At 58.9% G+C, this 22,320-nt stretch carries 17 protein-coding genes and 2 tRNA genes; 9 read left to right on the forward strand and 10 right to left on the reverse strand.

Annotation, left to right across the window (positions count from 1 at the left end; all coding sequences use genetic code 11):
- Nucleotides 1–133 precede the first annotated feature (133 nt).
- The 3 genes from ACR0D8_RS09685 (at nt 134) to ACR0D8_RS09695 (ending at nt 6,124) form a co-directional block, all read left to right on the forward strand.
- Nucleotides 134–2,407 carry an NADP-dependent malic enzyme gene (locus tag ACR0D8_RS09685; protein WP_480645921.1) on the forward strand — a complete coding sequence of 758 codons (2,274 nt, stop codon included), beginning with the start codon at nt 134–136 and terminating at the stop codon, nt 2,405–2,407.
- Nucleotides 2,408–2,683: 276 nt separating this feature from the next.
- A complete protein-coding gene (gene prpE / locus ACR0D8_RS09690; RefSeq protein WP_480645922.1) occupies nt 2,684–4,573 on the forward strand; it encodes a propionate-CoA ligase PrpE in 1,890 nt (629 codons plus the stop codon).
- Between the two features lie 93 nt (nt 4,574–4,666).
- A complete protein-coding gene (locus tag ACR0D8_RS09695) occupies nt 4,667–6,124 on the forward strand; it encodes an amidase family protein (RefSeq protein WP_480645923.1) in 1,458 nt (485 codons plus the stop codon).
- 239 nt (nt 6,125–6,363) lie between these two features.
- Here the strand turns inward: ACR0D8_RS09695 and ACR0D8_RS09700 are convergent, their stop codons facing one another.
- Nucleotides 6,364–7,125, reverse strand: a complete 762-nt coding sequence (locus ACR0D8_RS09700) for an NAD kinase (RefSeq protein WP_480645924.1) — start codon at nt 7,123–7,125, stop codon at nt 6,364–6,366.
- Nucleotides 7,126–7,292: 167 nt separating this feature from the next.
- On the opposite strand from ACR0D8_RS09700, the gene glyA reads away from it, so the two are divergent.
- Complete coding sequence (glyA, locus tag ACR0D8_RS09705) at nt 7,293–8,588, forward strand: serine hydroxymethyltransferase (RefSeq protein WP_480645925.1); 1,296 nt, start codon at nt 7,293–7,295, stop codon at nt 8,586–8,588.
- Nucleotides 8,589–8,650: 62 nt separating this feature from the next.
- Here the strand turns inward: glyA and ACR0D8_RS09710 are convergent, their stop codons facing one another.
- Nucleotides 8,651–9,025 carry a hypothetical protein gene (locus ACR0D8_RS09710; RefSeq protein ID WP_480645926.1) on the reverse strand — a complete coding sequence of 125 codons (375 nt, stop codon included), beginning with the start codon at nt 9,023–9,025 and terminating at the stop codon, nt 8,651–8,653.
- A 91-nt stretch (nt 9,026–9,116) separates the two neighbouring features.
- Between ACR0D8_RS09710 and ACR0D8_RS09715 the strand changes: the two genes are divergently transcribed.
- Nucleotides 9,117–9,875 carry an alpha/beta fold hydrolase gene (locus ACR0D8_RS09715; RefSeq protein WP_480645927.1) on the forward strand — a complete coding sequence of 253 codons (759 nt, stop codon included), beginning with the start codon at nt 9,117–9,119 and terminating at the stop codon, nt 9,873–9,875.
- A gap of 18 nt (nt 9,876–9,893) precedes the next feature.
- On the opposite strand, the gene ACR0D8_RS09720 is transcribed toward ACR0D8_RS09715, so the two are convergent.
- The 5 genes from ACR0D8_RS09720 to ACR0D8_RS09740 form a co-directional block, all read right to left on the reverse strand.
- Nucleotides 9,894–10,271 carry a rhodanese-like domain-containing protein gene (locus tag ACR0D8_RS09720; protein WP_480645928.1) on the reverse strand — a complete coding sequence of 126 codons (378 nt, stop codon included), beginning with the start codon at nt 10,269–10,271 and terminating at the stop codon, nt 9,894–9,896.
- 80 nt (nt 10,272–10,351) lie between these two features.
- Nucleotides 10,352–11,704 (reverse strand): HlyD family type I secretion periplasmic adaptor subunit, encoded by a 1,353-nt coding sequence (locus ACR0D8_RS09725; protein ID WP_480645929.1) that lies wholly within the window; start codon nt 11,702–11,704, stop codon nt 10,352–10,354.
- Entirely contained in the window at nt 11,701–13,665 is a 1,965-nt protein-coding gene (locus ACR0D8_RS09730; protein WP_480645930.1) for a type I secretion system permease/ATPase, read from the reverse strand. The genes ACR0D8_RS09725 and ACR0D8_RS09730 overlap by 4 nt, the downstream gene beginning before the upstream one ends.
- Nucleotides 13,666–13,985: 320 nt before the next feature.
- Nucleotides 13,986–15,584, reverse strand: a complete 1,599-nt coding sequence (locus ACR0D8_RS09735; RefSeq protein ID WP_480645931.1) for a type I secretion protein — start codon at nt 15,582–15,584, stop codon at nt 13,986–13,988.
- A 479-nt stretch (nt 15,585–16,063) separates the two neighbouring features.
- Entirely contained in the window at nt 16,064–18,205 is a 2,142-nt protein-coding gene (locus ACR0D8_RS09740) for a hypothetical protein (RefSeq protein ID WP_480645932.1), read from the reverse strand.
- A 612-nt stretch (nt 18,206–18,817) separates the two neighbouring features.
- On the opposite strand from ACR0D8_RS09740, the gene ACR0D8_RS09745 reads away from it, so the two are divergent.
- Both ACR0D8_RS09745 and ACR0D8_RS09750 read left to right on the forward strand, forming a co-directional pair.
- Entirely contained in the window at nt 18,818–19,573 is a 756-nt protein-coding gene (locus ACR0D8_RS09745) for a LuxR C-terminal-related transcriptional regulator (protein WP_480645933.1), read from the forward strand.
- Entirely contained in the window at nt 19,566–20,063 is a 498-nt protein-coding gene (locus ACR0D8_RS09750) for a hypothetical protein (protein ID WP_475162257.1), read from the forward strand. Before ACR0D8_RS09745 ends, ACR0D8_RS09750 begins: the two co-directional genes overlap by 8 nt.
- 8 nt (nt 20,064–20,071) lie before the next feature.
- Here ACR0D8_RS09750 and ACR0D8_RS09755 read toward each other — a convergent pair.
- Nucleotides 20,072–20,156: transfer RNA gene (locus ACR0D8_RS09755), tRNA-Leu, on the reverse strand.
- A gap of 204 nt (nt 20,157–20,360) precedes the next feature.
- Nucleotides 20,361–20,436: transfer RNA gene (locus ACR0D8_RS09760), tRNA-Thr, on the reverse strand.
- 184 nt (nt 20,437–20,620) lie between these two features.
- Between ACR0D8_RS09760 and ACR0D8_RS09765 the strand changes: the two genes are divergently transcribed.
- Nucleotides 20,621–21,496, forward strand: a complete 876-nt coding sequence (locus tag ACR0D8_RS09765; protein WP_480645934.1) for a hypothetical protein — start codon at nt 20,621–20,623, stop codon at nt 21,494–21,496.
- A gap of 169 nt (nt 21,497–21,665) precedes the next feature.
- Here ACR0D8_RS09765 and ACR0D8_RS09770 read toward each other — a convergent pair whose 3' ends face one another.
- A complete protein-coding gene (locus ACR0D8_RS09770) occupies nt 21,666–21,935 on the reverse strand; it encodes a DUF2312 domain-containing protein (RefSeq protein WP_480645935.1) in 270 nt (89 codons plus the stop codon).
- 162 nt (nt 21,936–22,097) lie between these two features.
- On the opposite strand from ACR0D8_RS09770, the gene ACR0D8_RS09775 reads away from it, so the two are divergent.
- Nucleotides 22,098–22,316 carry a hypothetical protein gene (locus ACR0D8_RS09775; protein WP_480645936.1) on the forward strand — a complete coding sequence of 73 codons (219 nt, stop codon included), beginning with the start codon at nt 22,098–22,100 and terminating at the stop codon, nt 22,314–22,316.
- Nucleotides 22,317–22,320: the final 4 nt, after the last annotated feature.

The raw sequence follows: 22,320 nt of genomic DNA on the forward strand, positions 1-22,320 counted from the left end.
GTAATAGTTCTGCGACAAAGTTCAACCGGCGCCGCCGAGGCGTCAAGAAACTGTTGCAAATTGACGCAACGTAGCCAAGCCGCCAGAAATGGTTTACCCCTCAATCAAATTTCGGAAGGGAGTTGAATCGCCGATGTCTGACACACCCAGCCTGCGGCAGGCCGCGCTTGACTATCATGCCCATCCAAAGCCCGGAAAGCTTGAGATCAAGGCGACAAAGCCGATGGCCAACGGCCGTGACCTGGCCCGCGCCTATTCTCCGGGCGTTGCCGAAGCCAGCCTGGAAATCAAGGCCGACGCCGCGAACGCCGAACGCTATACCGCGCGCGGCAATCTTGTGGCCGTCGTCTCGAACGGGACGGCAGTTCTGGGCCTTGGCAATATCGGCGCGCTGGCGTCGAAACCGGTGATGGAGGGCAAGGCGGTCCTGTTCAAGAAATTCGCCGGGATCGACTGTTTCGACATCGAGGTCGATCAGCCCGACCCTGAAAAGCTGGCCGACATTGTCTGCGCGCTTGAACCAACCTTTGGGGCGATCAACCTTGAAGACATCAAGGCGCCCGACTGTTTCGTCGTTGAAAAACTGTGCCGCGAGCGGATGAATATCCCGGTCTTTCACGACGATCAGCATGGAACCGCCATCGTGGTCGGCGCGGCCGCAAAGAACGCGCTGCATGTGGCGGGCAAGAATTTCGAGGATATCAAGGTCGTCTCGACCGGCGGCGGCGCGGCGGGCATTGCCTGCCTGATGATGCTGGTCAAGCTGGGGGTCAAACGCGAAAACATCTGGCTGTGCGACATTCACGGTCTGGTCTACGAAGGGCGCGCCGAAGACATGAACCCCCACAAGGACCAGTTCGCGCAGAAATCCGACCTGCGCACACTGGATGACGTGATCGGCGATGCCGACCTGTTCCTTGGCCTCAGCGGCCCCAATGTTCTCAAGCCTGAAATGGTCGAGAAAATGGCCAAGCGCCCGATTATCTTTGCGCTGGCCAATCCGACGCCGGAAATCCTGCCGCAAGCCGCGCGCGAAGTCGCGCCGGACGCGATCATCGCGACGGGGCGCAGTGATTTCCCCAATCAGGTCAACAACGTCCTGTGCTTCCCCTTCATTTTCCGGGGCGCGTTGGATGTGGGCGCGACCGAGATCAATGACGAGATGCAGATCGCCTGCGTGGACGGCATCGCCGAGATGGCCCGCGCCACCACCAGCGCCGAAGCCGCTGCGGCATATAAGGGCGAACAACTGACCTTCGGGCCTGATTACCTGATCCCGAAACCCTTTGACCCGCGTCTGGTGGGTGTTGTGTCCTCGTCGGTGGCAAAGGCCGCCATGGACAGCGGCGTCGCCAAACGCCCGATCGAGGACATCGAAGCCTATAAGGAACGGCTGAACCAGTCCGTGTTCAAATCCGCGCTGCTGATGCGGCCGGTGTTCGAGGCTGCCGCCGCCGCGTCGCGTCGGATCGTGTTTGCCGAGGGTGAAGACGAAAGGGTGCTGCGGGCCGCGCAGGCCATATTAGAGGAAACCACGGAAACGCCCATCCTGATCGGGCGCCCCGATGTGATAAATGCCCGCTGTGAGAGGTTGGGGCTGACCGTCCGGCCCGGGCACGATTTCCAGATGGTGAACCCGCAGGACGACCCGCGGTATTACGACTATTGGAACTCGTATCACGAGATCATGCAGCGCCGCGGCGTGACGCCCGATCTGGCCAAAGCGATCATGCGCACCAACAACACCGCGATTGCAGCCATCATGGTGCATCGCGGCGAGGCTGATAGCATGATTTGCGGCACGTTCGGCGAATATCGCTGGCACCTCAATTACGTCGAACAGGTTCTGGATGACGGTGATCTGCGGCCTCATGGCGCGCTGTCTCTGATGATCCTTGAGGACGGGCCATTGTTCATTGCCGACACCCATGTCCGGCAACTGCCGACGCCCGAGGAACTGGCCGAGTCGACAATGGGGGCAGCCCGTCACGTCAGGCGGTTCGGGATCGAACCCAAGATCGCCTTCTGCTCGCAGTCGCAGTTCGGCAATCAGACCGAAGGGTCCGGAAAACGGCTGCGGGCCGCGCTGGATATTCTCGATTCCGAGCCGAGAGCCTTCACATATGAAGGGGAAATGAACCTTGATCTGGCGCTTGACCCGGAACTGCGGTCGCGGATTTTCCCCAACTCGCGGCTTGAGGGGGCAGCCAACGTTCTGATCTTCGCCCATGCCGATGCGGCCAGCGGCGTGCGCAATATCCTGAAGATGAAAGCTGACGGGCTGGAAGTCGGACCGATCCTGATGGGAATGGGCAACAAGGCGCATATCGTGACGCCTTCAATCACGGCACGAGGACTGCTGAACATGGCCGCCATTGCCGGCACCCCGGTGGCCCATTACGGGTAATGCCCGCGAACACGGTGCGTCAGGTGCCCGAATGGGCACCTGACCGCGGGATCTTGATAGGTGATTCTTTGCACCCGAGAATTTGCAGATTTGCAAAACCCGATAATTGTTTTACTCAACGCCGCCCCGGGAAACGGGTTTGCAAAAATTTGCAGGTCAATCTGCCGAATTCTGCAAAGATTTTGCGATAAAGTGACGCCCCGTCATTTCCCTTGCTTGTGCGCCGCCCCCTGACCGCCTTACACACGGCACGAGGAATTCTTGGAGGAGGTCAGCGTGGCTTATCAGGACGTTTACGAGAGCTGGAAATCCGATCCGGAGGCATTCTGGATGGAAGCCGCAAAAGGCATTGATTGGGTCCAACCCCCGACCAAAGCGCTGTTTGATGATAACGCCCCGCTCTATGAATGGTTCTGTGACGCCAAGGTGAACACCTGCTGGAACGCGGTTGACCGACATGTCGAAAACGGACGGGGTGAGCAGACCGCCATCATCTATGACAGCCCGATCACCCACACCAAGCGCGAGATCTCTTATGTCGAACTGCGCAACCGCGTGGCCAATCTGGCCGGGGCGCTGCGTGCCAAAGGCATCGAAAAGGGCGACCGGGTCATCATCTACATGCCGATGATCCCCGAAGCGCTTGAGGCGATGCTGGCCTGCGCACGGCTGGGCGCGGTGCATTCGGTGGTGTTTGGCGGTTTTGCCAGCAACGAACTGGCCGTCCGGATCGACGACGCGAAACCCAAGGCGATCATCGCCGCCTCCTGCGGGATGGAGCCGGGCCGCGTGGTGCATTACAAACCGCTGCTGGACGGTGCCATCGACATGGCCAGCCACAAGCCCGAGTTCTGTGTGATCTTCCAGCGTGAGCAGGAAGTGGCGCAGCTTGTCGAAGGTCGCGATGTCAACTGGCACGGGTTTCAATACGGGGTCGAACCGGCGGAATGCGTCCCGGTCGACGGCAACGACCCGGCCTATATTCTTTACACATCCGGCACCACCGGCGCGCCCAAAGGCGTCGTGCGTCCGACAGCGGGTCATCTGGTGGCGCTGAACTGGACGATGAAGAACATCTATGACGTCGACCCCGGCGACGTGTTCTGGGCGGCTTCGGACGTGGGCTGGGTCGTGGGGCACTCCTATATCTGTTATGCCCCGCTGATCCACGGCAACACCACCATCGTGTTCGAAGGTAAACCGGTCGGCACCCCCGATGCGGGCACGTTCTGGCGGGTGATTTCTGAGCACAAGGTCAAAAGCTTCTTCACCGCCCCGACTGCGATCCGCGCGGTTAAACGCGAAGACCCCAAGGGGGAAATGCTGGTGAAATACGACCTGTCCAGCCTGCGGGCCCTGTTTCTGGCCGGTGAGCGCGCCGATCCCGACACGATCGTCTGGGCGCAGGATGCGCTGAAGGTTCCCGTGATCGACCATTGGTGGCAGACCGAAACCGGCTGGACCATCGCGGGCAACCCGCTGGGGATCGAGGAATTGCCGGTCAAGCTGGGATCGCCTGCCAAGCCGATGCCGGGCTATGACGTACAGATTCTGGACGAAGGCGGTCACCCGATGAAACCCGGCGAACTGGGTGCGATTGCAGTCAAACTGCCGCTGCCTCCGGGCACACTGCCAACTTTGTGGAACGCGGAGGATCGGTTCAAAAGCTCATATCTCAACCAGTTCCCCGGCTATTACGAAACCGGCGATGCGGGCATGATTGATGAGGACGGTTACCTTTACATCATGGCGCGCACCGACGACGTGATCAACGTCGCGGGCCACCGCCTGTCTACCGGCGGCATGGAAGAGGTCCTGGCCGCCCACCCCGACGTCGCGGAATGCGCGGTGATCGGTGTGACCGATCAGTTGAAAGGGCAAATGCCTGTTGGATTCCTGTGTCTGAACGCCGGCTGCGCGCGCGATCATGGTGAGGTCGTGCAGGACGTGGTGAAGCTGGTCCGCGAAAAGATCGGTCCCGTAGCGGCCTTCAAGCAGGCCGTCGTGGTGGATCGTCTGCCCAAGACCCGATCCGGTAAGATCCTGCGCGGGACAATGGTTTCGATTGCCGACAGCAAAGAGTTCAAGATGCCCGCAACCATCGACGATCCGGTCATTCTGGATGAAATCACCGTTGCGCTGAAATCCATCGGCTACGCGCAGTGACCCAGGTTCGGGCGGACAACGTCCGCCCGGCCTCGCCTTTCTCTTGCAACCGGAAACAGGGTCCCTACTGTCTGACCCAGACAGTGAGGCCCCATGACACAAACCGACATCTGGCGTCTGAGCGCCACAGACCTGACCGCCCTGACCCACAGCGGAGAGTTAAGCGCCGAAGACGTGGTGAAAGATGCCGTCGCGCGGATGCATCAGGTCAACCCGGACCTGAATGCCGTGGTCGAGGATCTGAGCGCCGAAGCGCTGGATCGGGCGCGTGATCTGGACAAGGCCCGGATGCAGGGCGCGCCGGTCGGCCCGCTGCACGGGGTGCCGGTGACTATCAAGATCAATGTCGATCAGAAGGGTCACGCGACATCCAACGGGGTCGTGGCGTTAAAGGACGTGATCGCGCCTGACGACGCGCCCATCGTACGCAACCTTCTACATGCCGGGGCTGTGGTGATCGGACGGACGAACACGCCCGAGTTTTCCTTTCGCGCAGACACGGACAACCCCCTGCACGGGCGCACGCATAATCCCTGGGGTCGGCATATCTCGCCCGGCGGGTCGTCGGGCGGCGCAGGCGCGGCTGTCATGGCCGGAATCGGGGCGCTGGCCCATGGTAACGACATTGGCGGCAGCCTTCGGTTTCCGGCCGCCGCGAATGGCGCGGTCACCGTCAAGCCGGGCCTCGGCCGCGTTCCCGCATGGAACCCCAGCCAGCAGGCCGAGCGCGGGCTGCTGGCGCAATCCATGTCGGTGCAGGGGCTGATCACACGTTCGGCGGCTGATCTGCACCTGTCCATGCCGAGCCTGATCGCCGCTGACCCGCGCGACCCGTTTCACGTGCCGATGCCCTGGCGCGGTGAACCTGTGAGCGGCCCAATCAGGGTTGCCTATACGAAGGAAACCTTTGGCTATGCCCTGCATCCCGAGGTCGAAAAAGCGCTGGACACAGCCCGCGACGCATTGATCGACGCGGGCTATCAGGTCGTGGAAATCACGCCGCCCGATGTGTTCGACTGCGGGCGGACTGGTTACCGCACCCTTATGGGTGAGGTTCTGACCCTGATGAAAAGTGATATCGAGGCTGCCGGGTCTCAAACCATTCGCGATATCTTTGACGTCTATTTTCAGGAATTCCCGCCAATCGTGGGAACCGATCTGGTCCGGATGCTGTCCAAACGCAGCCACTACGCGCGGGAATGGTCGCTGTTCATGGAGGACTACCCGCTGGTCCTGTCACCCTTCCTGCCGCAGCCATTCTTCGGCCCCGACCGCGATACCGAGGGTGCGGAAGGTGTGCATGAGGTTCTGGGCTGCGCGGTGTATTCCTATGCGATGAATTTCCTTGGTCTGCCAGCTGCCTGCGTCCCCGCGCGACTGGCCGATTTACCCAACTGCCCGCAACCGATCAACGTGCAGATTGCTGCCCGGCGCTGGCGCGAGGATTTGGCTGTCGACGCTGCCGAAGCGATCGAGGCGCGCGTAGGTCAGATGTGCCTGCCGCTGTGGCAAAAAATAGAAGCGGCCAACAAAGCCAGTCCCCAAAAGTAATAGACCCCGGGTTATTGTGCCCGGGGCCTGCGTGCTAAAATATACCCGGAAATCTGATAACGAGCGTAGCACCACCTACCCTCGCCAGCGCGAAAACTGCGCAATCATTCGACAACGCCGTCTGGTGGCCACTCACTCCCACCTTGGCGTGTTCTCCGGGCAAGTTCAGATTAACAAAGGATGAATCATTCTCCTGTGAACTGGATCACATAAGCCGAAAAAAGTTTGCCATTGAGACGTCAGGTGAATTGTTCAGAGATCAACCGCTCTTCCAAACCGTGGCCCGGATCGAAGAGAATGCGGTGCTGTATGGACGGTTCCGACCGAATCTCGACCCAGTCGATATCCGCAAAGGAAACGGAATCGGCGTCCGCCATGACGGGGCGTTTGTCGGCGTCCAGCACGTCGAAACGCACTTTGGCGATCTTGGGCAGCAATGCCCCCCGCCACCGGCGCGGGCGAAAGGCGGCAATCGCTGTCAGCGCCAGCACGTCCGACCCGATGGGCAGAATCGGCCCGTGCGCAGAATAATTGTAGGCCGTCGATCCTGCAGGCGTTGACAACAACGCGCCGTCACAGACCAGTTCGTCCATCCGCACGCGCCCATCGACACTGATCTTCAGCCGTGCCGCCTGCGGACCCGCGCGCAGCAACGAAACCTCATTGATCGCCAGCGCCTCATGCAGTTTGCCGGCCTGATCCATGGCCTTCATCGCCAGCGGATTGATGAGCTCTTCCTCGGCCGAGTCCAGGCGCTCCATCAGATCCGCCTCATGAAACTCATTCATTAGGAAGCCGATCGTGCCGCGGTTCATCCCGTAAACGGGCGTGTCGAGATGCTGCATGTTGTGAAGCGTGTGCAACATGAAACCGTCACCGCCCAGCGCAACCACCACATCTGCGTCCCGTGGCGCCGCGTTGCCGTAACGGGCGATCAGCTTATCCCGCGCCGTTTGGGCCACTTGGACATCGCTGGCGAGAAAGGCGATTCTCTGGATCATCTTTTCCGGTTTCCGGTGTTGCACATTTGGTTCCGAAACAAGCATACCTTTCCCCGATAGGCCAGACTTGACGCCACAGCGGGCCAAATCGTCGCTTTACAGCTTTTGCGCATGTACCGTTTCCGATAGGAAATCCGCGAGATAATCCCCAGCTATGCGGAGCCCCCATGAACGCCAATCTTCGTGATACCGGTTTTTTCACTCAGTCCCTCGCGGATCGTGACCCCGAGCTGTTCGGCTCGATCACATCCGAACTGGGTCGCCAGCGTGACGAAATCGAACTGATCGCTTCGGAAAACATCGTCAGCGCCGCCGTGATGGAGGCGCAGGGCTCTGTCATGACCAACAAATACGCCGAGGGTTATCCCGGGCGTCGGTATTATGGCGGCTGTCAATTCGTCGATATCGCAGAAAACCTGGCCATCGACCGCGCCAAGCAGCTCTTTGGTTGTGAGTTCGCCAATGTTCAGCCGAATTCGGGCAGCCAGGCGAACCAGGGTGTGTTCCAGGCGCTGATCAAACCCGGCGACACCATTCTGGGCATGAGCCTGGACGCTGGCGGTCACCTGACCCACGGTGCCCGCCCCAACCAGTCGGGCAAATGGTTCCACGCGGTGCAGTACGGCGTCCGCAAGGAAGACAATATGCTGGATTATGATCAGGTCGAGGCGCTGGCGAAAGAGCACCAGCCCAAGTTGATCATCGCTGGTGGCTCGGCCATCCCGCGCGTGATCGACTTTGCCCGCATTCGCCAGATCGCCGATATGGTCGGCGCCTATCTGCATGTGGACATGGCGCATTTCGCAGGGCTGGTGGCAGCAGGCGAACACCCCAACCCGTTCCCGCATGCGCATGTGGCGACGACGACCACGCACAAGACCCTGCGCGGTCCGCGTGGCGGCATGATCCTGACCAATGATGAAGAGATCGCCAAGAAAGTGAACTCGGCCATCTTCCCCGGCATTCAGGGCGGCCCGCTGATGCATGTAATCGCGGCCAAGGCCGTGGCCTTCGGCGAGGCACTGCAACCGGCGTTCAAGGACTATATCAAGCAGGTTGTCGTCAATTCACAGGCGCTGTCGGACCAACTGATCAAGGGCGGTCTGGACACGGTCACCCACGGCACCGACACCCACGTCGTTCTGGTCGACCTGCGCCCCAAGGGCGTCAAAGGCAACGCGACCGAAAAGGCTCTGGGCCGGGCGCATATCACTTGCAACAAGAACGGCGTTCCGTTTGATCCGGAAAAGCCGACCATCACCAGCGGTATCCGGCTGGGTTCGCCTGCGGGCACAACGCGTGGGTTCGGTGAGGTCGAATTCCGTCAGATCGCCGACTGGATCATCGAGGTTGTCGATGGGCTTGCCGCGAATGGCGAAGAGGGCAACGGCGCGGTCGAAGCCAAGGTAAAGGCCGAAGTGGCCGAGCTGTGCGCCCGGTTCCCGCTTTATCCGAACCTGTAGGGCAAACACCTGTCACTGATCTGAACGGCGCCTATGGGCGCCGTTCTTTTTTGCGCTGGTGATCAGATCAGACCCTGCCAGCGCAGAAAGACCAAAAGAAGTACAGCCAGGGCCAGCAAATTAAAGGCCAGCCCGCCCAGCAGCCCCAGAAACCAGCCCCATCGCCGATCGGCGAGATTTATGCGACGCAGATGGGCCTGAACCTCTTCCGACGCCTGCTCCAGCTTGGGCGTGTCCAGCAACAGACGCAGCTTGGGATGGGCCGCCATCTGTTCGGCATTCGCCAGCAGCATCGCCTGCTTGTAGATGCGCCGGGGCAGCCTGCGCCTGGCCTTGCGGACCGAGGCCGTCAGCGTTTTGTCCCGGACGCCCAGCTTGGCGCGTAACATCAGCACCGTTTGCGTGATCTGCGTCTGAACATCTGTTTCCTGTGGCATCAAGCGACCTCCTGATCGTGCAATTTAGCCGCGCTGCGCAAGGGCGACAATGGGGCTGGTTGTTTGGCATCCCGGCAGGTATCACACGAGAATGCTGAATACGATCATACATGGCGACGCCACCGACAATCCGCCGCTTCTGATTGCGCACGGCCTTTATGGCTCGGCCCGCAACTGGGGGGTGATCGCCCGGCGTCTGTCTGATGAACGGCAGGTCGTTGCCGTCGATATGCGGAACCACGCGTATAGCGAATGGACCGAGCATCACGACTATGGTGATCTGGCGGACGATCTGGCCGAGGTTATCGAGCATTTCGGAGGCCGGGCCGATCTGGTCGGACATTCGATGGGGGGCAAGGCCGCCATGGCTTTGGCGCTGCGGCATGGTCATCTGTTGCGGAAACTGGTGGTCGCTGACATTGCGCCGGTGACCTACACCCACAGTCAGATACAGTTTATCGAAGCAATGCGCGCCACCGACCTGACCACGGTCGAGCGGCGTTCGGACGCCGAAAGGCAACTGGCCGATCAGGGTGTTGAAAAAGCCCTGCAAAGCTTTTTCACGCAATCCCTTGATATCAAAGGCAAGCGGTGGCTGCTCAATCTGGATACTCTGGCAGCAGAGATGCCAAAAATCATGGGTTTTCCCCAGTTCGACACGACCTGGGACGGCCCGGTTCTGTTCCTGTCGGGCGGCGCATCCGACTATGTCCTGCCCGAGCATCGCGGCGTAATCCGTGCCCTTTTTCCCGCCGCGCGGTTCGCCAAAATCCCCGGTGCCGGCCATTGGCTGCATGCTGAAAAGCCCCGTGAATTCGAGGCCGCCGTTCGTGCTTTCCTGAACGCCTGATCAGGGCGGGTCCGGTCACTAGGGGGTGGTGATCGCGCCCCCTCCGTTCACCCAATCGGTCAACCCGCCAACGTTGTAGACCCGCTCATACCCCATATCTTTCAGCAACTTACCTGCCAAAGCGGCCCGTCCGCCCGCAGCGCAGTAAAGAACGATGGGGCGATCTTTGCGAAGCTCAGGATCGTGGGATTGCAGGGATCCGTCGGCGCGGAATTCCAACATTCCGCGTGGGATGTGGTGGGCTCCGGCGGCGCGGCCGGTATTCTGCAATTCGTTGGCGTCACGAACATCCAGCAGCAGCCCGCCCTGGCCCAGCACCTTTTGGGCTTTTTCAGTGTCGATGCGATCCACAACCGCATTCGCGGCTTCCATCATGTCTTTTACGGTCAATGGCATACGCTGCTCTCCCGGTGAGTTTCGCAGGATGCTATCATGCGTAAAATGGAAGGTGTAGACCGGCCGTCAGGCGCACAGCCCTATTGTTCGCGGAACGCCCGGGACATACTGTCCGTGACAGGCTTGGCGATATAGGCGGCAAAGGTCCGTTCCTCGGTCTGGATCATGATCTCGGCAGGCATGCCGGGCGTCGGAATAAACCCTCTGACACGGCTGATTTCGTCGGGTTCCAGCGAAATCCGGGCAAGATAAACCTCTTGCGGCGCACCGCCGGATTCCTCAACCAGCGCATCGGCCGAGATATAGAACACCTGACCGCTCAGAACCGGCGTCGTCCGCTGGTTCAAGGCAACCAGACGCACGGTCGCATCCTGGCCGGTGACAACGCTGTCGATCTCGGTCCGCGGAATTTGTGCCTCGATAATCAGAGGCGCATCGGCGGGCAGAATCTCGGCGATGGGTTCACCGGTTTCGATCACGCCGCCGGGCGTATGATAATGCAGCCGCACGACCGTTCCCGACACCGGCGCACGCACAACGGCGCGGTCCAGAACGCTGCGGGCCTGGCGGGCTTTTTCGCGGACACTTTCCAGATCGGCTGCGATCACGCTCAGCTCATCCAGCGCGGCCTCACGATAGGCGGCGCGTGTGCGTTCGATCTGTTCTTCGTACTTCAAGAGCATCTGGCTGATCTCGGCCGCTTCGGCCGTCAAACGCGCCTGCTGGCCTTCCGCCTCGGCCTGAACACGGCGGATCGTGTTCAACTCGCCTTTGCGCACCAGCCCTTTTTTGAACAGCGATTCCTTGGTTTCATACTCTTCCTGCAGGATTTCCGCGCGTCGCACCATACTGTCCAGTTGCGCTTCGAACCCGCTGGACCGGATTTTCAAGGCTTCCATATTCCGCTCAAGCAGGGCGATGTCGTTCAGCAAGGTCTTGCGGGACAGGTCGAAGCTGATTTTCTGACCGTCCAGTATCGACATCACCTCAACATCTTCCGAGGCTTCCATCAAACCGGGCGAAAACTCCAGCCGCTGAAGTTCGTCATATTCCGCGTTCAGACGCTCGGACATGGCTTGCAGGCGAATCTTGCGGATGAACAGCTCGCGCTCATTCGCCTCGGCCGAAGTCTGATCCAGCGTCATCAGCACTTCACCGGCTTCTACGGTCTGGCCTTCGATAACCTTGATGTCCTGGATAATACCGCCCTCAAGGTGCTGCACGATCTTGTTGCGACCGGTGGCGACAAAGCTGCCCTGCGCGATCACCGCCGCAGCCAGCGGCGCGCTGAACGACCAGATGCCAAATCCGCCGAAACAGACGACCAGCATGATCAGGCCGATGGTAATCAGCCGGTTGATCGAACGCGGAACCTCGGCATACCAGACCGCCGGATCCTTGGGATCATTGTTCACGGGTACGAGGTCGTTCATGCCGGGCCCCCTTGCTGGTTCTGAATTCCGGGTTGCTGACTGCGCGACGCATTCAGTTGTTGCAGCACCTGTTCGCGATGTCCGAACAACGCCACACGACCGTCCGTCAGCAACATGATCTTGTCGACAGCGTTCAGAAGCGTCGGCTTCTGAGTAATCACCACAACGGTAATCTTGCTTTCCCGGGCCTGTGCAATCGCACGGGCCAGCGCCTGATCACCGGCGACGTCGAGATTTGAGTTCGGCTCGTCCAGCACCACCATACGCGGATTGCCGAAAAATGCACGAGCAAGGGCGATGCGCTGCTTTTGGCCGCCGGACAAGGGCGTACCATCCGCCGCGACGACAGTTTCATAGCCCTGCGGCAAAGTCGCGATCATGTTGTGCACATCGGCCAGAACGGCGGCATCATGGATTTGCTCGTCCGTCGCATCTGCCCGCATCCGGCCAATATTGTCCTTGATCGTGCCCGGGAACAGTTGCACGTCCTGCGGCAGATAGCCGATGCTTTCCCCAAACTGACGCGGATCCCAGTTGCGGATATCCATCAGGTCCAGCCGGACACTGCCCGAAGTCGGAAGTATCGAGCCGACCAGCGTTTTGCCCAGCGTGGTCTTACCTGCACCAGAATTGCCGATGATGGCTAGCGTTTCACCGGGGTTCAGCGAAAAGCTGATCCCGTTCAGGACCACGCGCTTGGTGCCACCGGGGACAAACAGCAGACGCTCGACATCCAGCCGGCCTTCGGGCCGCGGCAGCCGCAGCTTTTCGAACTGCAATGCCGAGCTGGAGAGCAATTGGTTGATCCGGCCATAAGCGCCACGCGTCAGAAGGAAGCTGTTCCACCCTTCAATCGAACCTTCGATCGGGGCAAAGGCGCGACCTGCGATGATCGAGGCTGCGATCACCATGCCGCCCGTAATCTCGCCCTGCAACGCCAGGAACGCGCCCCAGCCAAGAATGGCTATCTGTGTCAGCAGACGCACGCCGCGCGAAATGGCGGCGAAGATCACGTTGCGGTCCTGTGCACGAACCTGCCATGTCAGCGACTGCGCCGTATCCCGCCCCCAAATGCGAACGGCTTCGGGGATCATGGCCATCGCATTGATGATCTGGCTGTTGCGCGCCATCGAATCCAGATGCTGGTTTGCCATGGATTGCGCCTTGTTTGCCTCGGCAAAAGGCTTGGCTGTCATGCGCTGGTTGATCAACGCGATCAGCATCAGCAACAGGGCCGTGACGATCACGATCATCCCAAGCTGCGGGTGGACCAGAAAGATCATCAGGATGAACAGAGGCGCGAATGGCACATCCAGGAAGGAAATCAGCGTACCGGAAACCAGAAAGCCCCGCACCTGCTGCAAATCGCCCAGCGTCTGATACTCGCGGCCGGTCCCATGCAACGAGGCATGCGCGGCCGCACTGAGAACCGGAGCCCCGAGACGGGCCGCCACTTCGACCGCGGTGCGCATCAGCATGAACCGGCGCACGGCATCAAATGCCGACTGGAACACCACCGCCCCGGCAACAATGGCCGTCAACATGATCAGCGTATCAAGCGACCGGCTGGTCAGCACGCGGTCGCTGATCTGGAACAGATAAATCGGAATGGCCAGGATCAGGATGTTCGTCGCACAGGTCAGTATCAGCACAAAGGCCAGATTGCGGTAGATCGCCCGCAACGAGGTGCGCAGTGTTTTTTGAAAATCCTCTGGCGGAGTTCGCTTGTGGAATGTTTGGGGTGGCCCTTTCCCGTCACCACCGCCCGAATTGCTTCGCAGCAGTGGTTGGTTCGCCTTGGCCTCGATAGTGGTGCCCATGCCTTCTCCGCCGTTCGAGCGCGACGCGGGGGGTATACGGTCGCTCGTTTTACTGACGGTTTCAGGATCGGGGTCCTCGGCATCGGCCACCCCAGCACCGCTGCCCTGTTGGTCACTGTCTTCGGCAGGCTGCGGCTGCATACGCCGGGGGGGAGATCCGGCGTGCAGTTTCGATTCCTCACTCTCTCCCTGATTTGCGTTGTCTTGTTTCACGGTTCTGTCGGCGCCCGCTGTTTGTTCTGCGGCCGCGTCCTGAACTTTATTTTCTGCTTCGCCAATGCGCAGGTCCGCGCTCAGACGCAATTTTGGTGTCTTATTGGCGTTACTGTCAGAACGGGTCACTTCTGGCGTTTCTGAAACGGCGCCCCCGTTACGATCCAATGGGCTAGCGTAACGACTCGGACGAGACGAAAAAACAATCGACATGATAAAACTTTCGGGTCACTCGTAACAAACAGGTACTATGCTAGCATAGACTGCAGGCCGTCGTCGACGGTCGCCGTCTCCGAAGGTGTAAGTTTGATCTGGCCGGGCGCGTTTTCAGAGTTTCCGGGCCCGTCGGCTTCTTCCATCAGGTACGCGATGGCTTCGTTCGCAATCTCAAGATTCTGCTCTTCCGGAACATCGAACAGGCTGGCCTGATGCAGCAGAAGATCAGAATACTCGCCGTCCTGCGCCATCACGACCGAATCCACGCCTACCTTGTTCACGTTGGCGGTATTCAGAATGGCGTTTCCGGCACCCAAGGCCGAGGCGACCTCGCCCTTTGTCGCATCAACCGAGATGTCATCCTGGTCCTGCAACTTGGTTACCTGGTCGATGATGTTGACCTGCAGCAGATCGCCTTCGATCTTCAGCACCCGGATCAACTCCGTTCCGGCATACGTGGGATCGTTAAGCAACGCATCCTCAAGCGCGTCGGTGTCCACCTCCTGCAGCGGTACCATATCGGCGAAACTGTCGCTCATTTCTTCGTGCGTGTCTTCACCGGTGGCCATCAGCGTGGCCTGGTTCATCACCAGGTTTTCTTCATCTTCGGTCGGAAGCGTGCCAGAGATTTTGTCGTCATCCATGAACACGATGGTCTGGGACACGACATCAACCGATATCATGTTGCCGCCAACAATGATCAAATCGTAGAAGCTGCCCAGCTGGACAATATCGGCCACGTTGGTCATCACGTTATCGCCCAGCGTGTACATCGTCGACGATGCCGAGATTTCGGTACTGATCTGGTCAATATCTGTGGCGTCGATGAGCTGCTGGATGAAGTTTGTGACGATCAGGTCTCCTTCGATCCAGTCAATCGCGACAATCGGGTCCTCGCCCGGATCAGCGACATTGTCCTTAACCCAAGGCGCTTCGCTGGCTTCGACCCCGATATGGGCGGCCTGGACAATATGGGTATCGCTTTGCGCCCCGGCCTCGCCCTCATCAATGTCGGACACCACGGCGACCTGGCTCATAACGGTCAGGTTCATGGCCTGCCCGCCAACGACGATGTTCGGCGCGTCGACCCAACCAACCGTTATGGAGACTTCGTTGATGGCCAGGTTGCCACCTGCGATCACCGAATGGCCGTCCTCAAATTCCGAGTCGTCGCCTTGATCCCATTCCACCGGCAGCAGATCGGGCGCATCACCTTCTTCGCCTTCATCCTCTTCGGTCTGGTGATGATCCGGCAGCAGGTCGCTCCAGACCGGCATTTCATCAACATATTCGCCGTTTACGATCATGCCGCTGGCATCTTCGCCATGGAATTGATGAATCGTAACCCCGTCAACTTCGGTGACCAGGGGCGATTGCATCTGTTCCGCAATCTCCTTGACCTTTTCGATGGACAGGTAGTCTGAAATGTGGATCGACGGGGCAGCGATCGCATGCAGCGACATCGCAATCTCCATCGCGTGCTCGCCCTCTTCCATCAGCACGTCTTTGTCGCGGAAATCGCCTTCGCCGATCGTGTCGTTGTCGTTCAGGATGATTTCCTGGAACGTGTAGGTCACGGCCGAACCAATAAGTTCGGTCACGATCTGCGGTTCAATCTGAATGATGATCACTTCGGATGAAATCTTCAGCCCCGAAAGAAGAGCTTCGGGCGCGTAGTATTCCTGGGTCTCCGCCGACGCATAAAAACTGGATGTGTCCGAAACTGAACTCGGGGGGACCGGCGCAGGCGGAATAAAAACTTGTGGTGTTTCAAATTTGTAAGGCAGGGGGTCGTATTCGCCCTCGGGAAGTTTCAAATCCGCTTTAACATTAATCTTCGTCGCTTCTTCCAGTTCTTCGAGTTCGGTTTTCCGCCGTAATGCCGTGAACTCTTCGTATTGTTCCCGTAGACGCGCCTGTTCAATAGTTAGCTCAAATGCTCCGAAAAAATGTGCAATCTGTTCCGTAATACTGTCGAGCGACATAATCGTTATCCTTTCCCCGCCCCGGCCTAAAATTTCCGGTTGAGGTGAAGCTGGACCGAGGCCGCCTGATGCGGCCCCGGCATTTTCAAAGAGTCAGAGCCCGGTAATCCGGGCTCTGCTATCAGTTACACGTCGTTGTCGTCGCTGGAGTAGCTCGAAGTCATCGAACCACCAACCATGGTCGTGTCGACCGAGTTGCCCAGAACGTTTGCACCCATGACGATCGACTGGTTGAACGCCGAGGTGTCAACGATTGCGGCAGCAGATGCGTAGGATTCACCGGAGACAATACCGTCGCCAGCATTGTTCGAACCCCACATTCCGGCGTTGCCACCGTTACCGCCGTCACCCGAATAGGCGCCAGAGGTATTGCCAGTGGACACGTCTGCGCCCGTGGTGTTTCCGGCGTCTGCCATACCATACGCTGCACCGCTGGATCCGGCATTCGACTGGGCAGCACCGCCGCCACCGCCGACGCCCGATTCCGATGCTCCGGTCGCTGAGCCGGTTCCGGTCGACATCGCATCATTGTCAGTCGCCGCGGCACCGCCATAGCCCGAAATCGCTTCGGCCATGCTGTCTGCAGAACCGTCGGTGTCCGCCATCGAGAAGACATCCGCTGCAGCGCCGTCACCTGCGGTGTTGGTCGCATCAGCAGAACCCGTGCCAGTTCCGTCCGAGGTCGCATCCTGGTCGATTGCGCCACCGGCACCACCGTCACCATCTGCCATCGACGTACCGGTTCCGGTACCGTCGGCACTGCCGTTGGTGGTGTTGGTTCCGCCAGCACCGGCCATGGAGTCCGCAGTCTGGTCGCCAACGCCCTGAGCATCAGCGTCCGCATCCGCGTCACCGCCGTCACCCGAGCCGCCTGTGCCCGCGCCGCCAATTCCGTCACCGGTCATGTTCTCGTTTGCGCTGTTGCCGCCGGTGCCGTCACCGCCGTCACCGCCGCCACCGGCCAGTTCTTCGAACAGTTCGGGACCGCCCGCGCCACCGTCACCACCAGTGCCGTCGCCGCCAGTTGCGTCGTTGTTGTCGCCGTCACCGCTGGTGCCGTCGCCACCGTCGCCTTTGCCGCCGTCACCGCTGGCGTCGCCTGCAGCAAGGCTGCCTGCAAGACCCAGACCCAGATTACCGGCACCACTGTCGCCACCGTCCGCGCCGTATGCCGACGAGTCGTTTGCGCCCAGGCCAGCACCAAGTGCGTTGGCGTCGCTGTCGCTGTCGCCACCGGTGGAATCACCATCGTTGCCGGCGCCTGACAGACCCAGCCCCAGACCAAGACCGATAGATCCTGCGTCGCCGCCGTTTCCGCCGGTTGCATCAGAATCGGACGAGTCCGAGTGCCCGCTGTTGTCAGCAGCCGAGTCGCTGTTCGCGTCACCGCTGTCGCCGCCATCGCTGTTGCCGTTGGCGTCTGCGTCTGCCTTACCAACACCCAGACCCAGCGTTGTCGCGTCACCCGACGCTCCGCCGTTTCCACCAGTTGAGTCAGCATTTGCATCACCGGAATAGCCGCCAGCGCCAAGCGCTTTGCTGCCATAGGTGTCGCCGTCAGCGTTGCCACCTTGGGTTGAGCCACCGCTACCGGAATCACCACCATCCGACGAAGTCTGGATGCCTTCTTCGGCATACGCGGAGCCACCATGGGCGCTGCCGCTCTGATCGAAGGAACCGGTGTTGGAAACCGACGCGTTGCCCAGATGGTCGTCGTCATGCAGGTTTGCAACCTGGCTGTTGATCGACGACATATCGTTGCCGGCGCCGTTCAGCGAAATATCCAGATGCATATCATCACCCGGATCGTAGTTCAGGTCGTTGCCGGCCGTGATGACATCGTTGACCGATCCACCTTCGCTCACATCGACATCTACAAAGTCATCGTCGCGCGGGATCCACTCGCCGCCGCCGAAATCGATGTTGACGGAGTTCGAGTTATCGTTGCTGTCGTCGCCACCGTTTGTCTGCGACTGATCCTGACCCTGACCCTGATCCTGGCCTTGTCCCTGATCCTGGCCTTGTCCCTGATCCTGGCCCTGACCCTGATCCTGGCCCTGACCTTGCTCATTATCGACCTTGGTCTTCTGACCTTGCTCCTGACCCTGACCCTGATCGTTCGAGACAGAGTTTTCGTTGTCCTGCTTGGTGTAGTCCGCATCAACTTCAGCGTGCTGCACCTCTACGTCGGCATCCACCGGCGCATAGACTTTGTCGACGTTAACTTCATCAACGACAGTAACATGAGGTTGTTGGCGTTTTGACATATCAATTTTCCACTTATTAAGCGCCGACCGTCATTCATCTACAAAACGGCCACAGGCGCGGTTGAAACAAATTTTAAGCACACGGGCGAAATCCACGCCTGAATGCGGACTTTTTCATCGAAGTTGTCTACCACCCTCCTTTCCCGGCTTAGCCGATACAGTGACCAATCAGAAAAACCGCGTTAATTCGCGAATCGTGGACACCCCAGGAACCTGCGCTCCTCAAATTGAAGCAGCTTCATAGTTGCAGCAGGAAAATCGTCTGAATAGCTAACCTAAAGCATTAGATATCGCATCATACTGATTTTATTGTATAATTTCCTAAACCCACTGATGAGACCGGGTGCTTAAGTCAGAAACGCAAAGGAAATAGCGTTGTTCGGGTAAAGCCCTAGTTTCTCTCTACTTTTGCGGGAAGGTTAATCGCGAACCTAACCAAAAGTTCTAAGTCTATTTGGCAGAACCACACGAAAGATTGAAGAAAATCACTCTTTCAGGTATAGTCGGGCGGCAATAGAAGTTTACATATCATTAAGTTTTGCTGAAAAAGCGTTCCTAGTGTTTTTACGATTTCGCCGCAGATTTGGTGGCGTGGGTTCAAAGGGGGGAATAATGAACAATCCGTTGCAGGATAGTCTTGCCCAAATTGAAATTTGTCCGGAAGATTTCTCGATTAACTTCATCGGCAAAGAACTGTTCTACTCAAATCAAACGCTGCGCAGCGTTCAGTCCGAATTCGGCGTCGCTGCGCATCGGTTTGAAGCCGTTGCAGATCTGGGCCAAGCTGCTGAATCTGATGCAAGCGCGGGCAAGGTCGTCGTTGTCGATCAGATGGTGCTGGACGACCTGCTGACCCGGCCGGAGGTTTATACTCAGGCCGCAGGATCAGGTTGCCTGGCTTTCGCCTACCGCAAAGAGGACGCCGCGCGCGCGTTGTTCGAAAGCTGGGACAGGTCACAGCACGGAGATATCGGTTATCTTCCAATGAACGTCGCCCCGGATGTTTGGCGTTCGATACTGCGTCTGCTGATGCATGAGGAACTTTACCTGCCCAGCTTTCTGGCCGACTGCATGTCAAACGTCAAAAGCCAGAGCAAACCGTGCCTGGTAAGTGAGAGCGCGCCCAAGTCGAAAGATCCGCACCCGATCTATTCAAGGTTGACGCGTCGCGAGAAACAGGTGCTGCATCTGGTTTCGCAAGGTCAAAGCAACAAGATCATCGCGTCAAACCTTGGAATTACGGAACACACAGTCAAACTGCATATGCACAACGTTGCCGGCAAGATCGGTGTGAGCAACCGAACCGCCGCCGCGCAATTCTATTTTGAGGTGGCGCCCGACGAAGTACACGGCCAGGCACTTGACTGAAGACCTCAAATCCCGGTTTGACCGCCTGATCCTGCTGGTTGGCAGGCTGAACTACATGTGGACCAACACCGAAAGCCTGTTGATCCACCTCATTGCCGGGTTGAGTGGCACAAACAAGGACGTTGCGGTCATCATTTTCCTGACGCTCAACACGACGCGCGCCCGGATCGACCTGGTGGAGCGGCTGGCCAAAATGGAAGGCCGCCCCGCCGATGTCCGCGATCCAATCCTCAAGCACACCCATCGTCTGAGCAAGCTTTCCGCCATTCGAAACCGGTATAATCACTGCATCTATTCCTTCGACGCCGAAAGCGGAAACCCAAAGACCATCCTGATGCGCATTTCCGACCGGAAAACCGACATCAAACTTGGGCGCGAGGACACTGTCGACGAAAAGGCAATACAAGAGATCGAGGATATCGTGGCCCAGCTTTCAGCTGCGAACCGAGACATCTGGCGCCTGATCGGGCAGTTGGGTTTTCCGATCTGACGGGTTAATGGTGCGGATGGCGGGGATCGAACCCGCAAGTCCTAGGACGAGGGATTTTAAGTCCCTTGCGTTTACCAGTTTCGCCACATCCGCTGGTCACCGGATCAGATTATCCGGTGGCTTGAGGCACTCTTACTGCCAACAAAACTGATTGGAAAGGAGGGAAGTAACTCTTCCTTATTGATTGCCGCTGTTCGACGACGAATCTGATTTGAAGGATCGCTGGTTCGACGGAACATCGCAGACGGGCAGCTTCTTCGGTTCCTGGATGTGATGAACAGTCGATTAAAAGAAAAGTGGTGCCCCCACACGGACTCGAACCGCGGACCTACTGATTACAAATCAGTTGCTCTACCAGCTGAGCTATAGGGGCGCTTCGTGTCGATTACTTTCTCTTGTTCGGGACTGCAAGCCCATATTTTTATCTGAACTTAGGGATTACGAACTTTCCTGTCGGTGTAACGGGCCGGGCTGTTGAAAGGCGGGTGGATTTGACTGTGCGGGTCGCAGATTGTAACCCGTCAGGCAGGGCACAAAAGCAAGGACAAGATCCGAGTATGCAGGTTGCTATCCACGCAGGGGCGGCTTTCACCGACGAGGGCCGGCTGTTGAGTTCGCTGCAGAAGAACGCGGACATCCTTGCGCAGAACGGGGTCTCGTTTGTGGGCCCGCGACGATACCGGCAGGTATTCAAACCTGCCTTTGACGGGATGGACACCGAACCCGTCGACATTGGCGCGTATCAGCGGCTCAGGGGTGTATTGCCCGCGGGGCAAGACGGAGGGCGTATCGTCTTTTCGAGCGAGAACTTCGCGGGTGAGACGCCATCGGCGCTTCGGGAGGGGCAGCTTTACCCAATTGCAGGCAAGCGGATAGCGCTGTTGGAGCAAGCCTTTCAGGATCATCAGGTTGAGCTGTTTCTGGGGCTTCGGAACCCCGGCAGCTTTATTCCCAAGCTTCTGATGTCGCTCCCTCTTGAGACCCGCAAGGACATTATCCGCGATACCGATCTGAGTTGCCTCAGCTGGATTGGAATGGTGGAAGACATCCGGGATCTCGCGCCAGGCGTGCGAATAACATTGTGGAGCAACGAAGACACGCCGCTGATCTGGGGTGACATCCTGCGCGCGGTGGGGGCACTGCCTGAGGATGCCGGGCTAAATGACGAATACGATCTGCTTGTATCCCTGCTGGATGAAACGGGCCGGAAGGCAGCATTGGATGTGATCGCACAGGGCGACACGAAAGATAAGGCGCAGCTGCGGAACGATCTGGCCCGTATTCTTGAGGATCACGCGCAGCCGGAAAAGATAGAAGAGGAACTGGACCTGCCGGGCTGGAGCACCGAAATCGTCGATGCCTTTTCCGAATTATACGAGCAGGATCTGGAGCGGCTGGAGACGATGCCGGGCGTGCGGATGCTGAAGCCCTGACGGCCAGTGTACCTGCTTCATACATTGATACAGGTCTCGCGTTACCCGCCTGTTAAATTCTCCGGTCGGTAGCAGGCTGGTGCGCATTTGGCACAGAGGGAGACGCAGGACAACACCCCGCAGGGTGCCGGCGTCTCATCTGCGGTGGTCAGATCGGCCAGGGCCGGGCTCAGCTCATGCCCAGCGCTTCCTTGTACATTTCCAGCACCGCCTCTTCCTCGGCAATGTCGTCCTTGTCACGCTTTCGCAGCGCAATCACCTTGCGCATGACTTTTGTGTCGTAGCCCCGGGCCTTGGCCTCGGCCATGACTTCCTTTTGCTGTTCCGCCAGATCCTTTTTTTCGGCATCCAAACGTTCGAATCGTTCGATGAACTGGCGCAGTTCGCCCGCGGTCACGCGGTAGTTGGCAGAGGCCTGATCTTCGGTCACGTCATCCATTTACATCTCTCCCAGAGGTGGATTTCCAATGCTGTCACAGCGGGCAATATGCCGGATACATCGCCGCCGCCCGGGCCGCAAGCGCACAATCCCCGGCAGCCTTGTGTGAACCGGACCTATCCGCTAAGCGCAGTTGATATTGATAACCAAATGTGGGGAACCATGTTCGAATTCATCACCTGGGGCGGTGCCGCCCTGTCCCTTGCCGGGCTTGTCGGCCTCGTCTGGTGCATTCTGCGTGTTATGAAGGCGCGCAGGTCGGGTCTGTCGGACGACGAATTGCGCGCCGTGGTTCAAAGCGTACTGCCGTGGAATCTGGCGTCTCTGTTCCTGTCGGTGATCGGCCTGATGGTGGTGATCGTGGGGATTTCCTTCGGCTGACAGC

This window comes from Ruegeria sp. BG10, assembly GCF_056538575.1.

What these genes read in the sequence shown, in the direction of transcription:
- ACR0D8_RS09685 (WP_480645921.1), top strand. Translation starts at nt 134, where the DNA reads ATGTCTGACACACCCAGCCTGCGGCAGGCCGCGCTTGACTATCATGCC.
- ACR0D8_RS09695 (WP_480645923.1), top strand. Translation starts at nt 4,667, where the DNA reads ATGACACAAACCGACATCTGGCGTCTGAGCGCCACAGACCTGACCGCC.
- ACR0D8_RS09700 (WP_480645924.1), bottom strand. Translation starts at nt 7,125, where the DNA reads ATGATCCAGAGAATCGCCTTTCTCGCCAGCGATGTCCAAGTGGCCCAA.
- glyA (WP_480645925.1), top strand. Translation starts at nt 7,293, where the DNA reads ATGAACGCCAATCTTCGTGATACCGGTTTTTTCACTCAGTCCCTCGCG.
- ACR0D8_RS09710 (WP_480645926.1), bottom strand. Translation starts at nt 9,025, where the DNA reads ATGCCACAGGAAACAGATGTTCAGACGCAGATCACGCAAACGGTGCTG.
- ACR0D8_RS09715 (WP_480645927.1), top strand. Translation starts at nt 9,117, where the DNA reads ATGCTGAATACGATCATACATGGCGACGCCACCGACAATCCGCCGCTT.
- ACR0D8_RS09720 (WP_480645928.1), bottom strand. Translation starts at nt 10,271, where the DNA reads ATGCCATTGACCGTAAAAGACATGATGGAAGCCGCGAATGCGGTTGTG.
- ACR0D8_RS09725 (WP_480645929.1), bottom strand. Translation starts at nt 11,704, where the DNA reads ATGAACGACCTCGTACCCGTGAACAATGATCCCAAGGATCCGGCGGTC.
- ACR0D8_RS09730 (WP_480645930.1), bottom strand. Translation starts at nt 13,665, where the DNA reads ATGCAGCCGCAGCCTGCCGAAGACAGTGACCAACAGGGCAGCGGTGCT.
- ACR0D8_RS09740 (WP_480645932.1), bottom strand. Translation starts at nt 18,205, where the DNA reads ATGTCAAAACGCCAACAACCTCATGTTACTGTCGTTGATGAAGTTAAC.
- ACR0D8_RS09745 (WP_480645933.1), top strand. Translation starts at nt 18,818, where the DNA reads ATGAACAATCCGTTGCAGGATAGTCTTGCCCAAATTGAAATTTGTCCG.
- ACR0D8_RS09765 (WP_480645934.1), top strand. Translation starts at nt 20,621, where the DNA reads ATGCAGGTTGCTATCCACGCAGGGGCGGCTTTCACCGACGAGGGCCGG.
- ACR0D8_RS09770 (WP_480645935.1), bottom strand. Translation starts at nt 21,935, where the DNA reads ATGGATGACGTGACCGAAGATCAGGCCTCTGCCAACTACCGCGTGACC.
- ACR0D8_RS09775 (WP_480645936.1), top strand. Translation starts at nt 22,098, where the DNA reads ATGTTCGAATTCATCACCTGGGGCGGTGCCGCCCTGTCCCTTGCCGGG.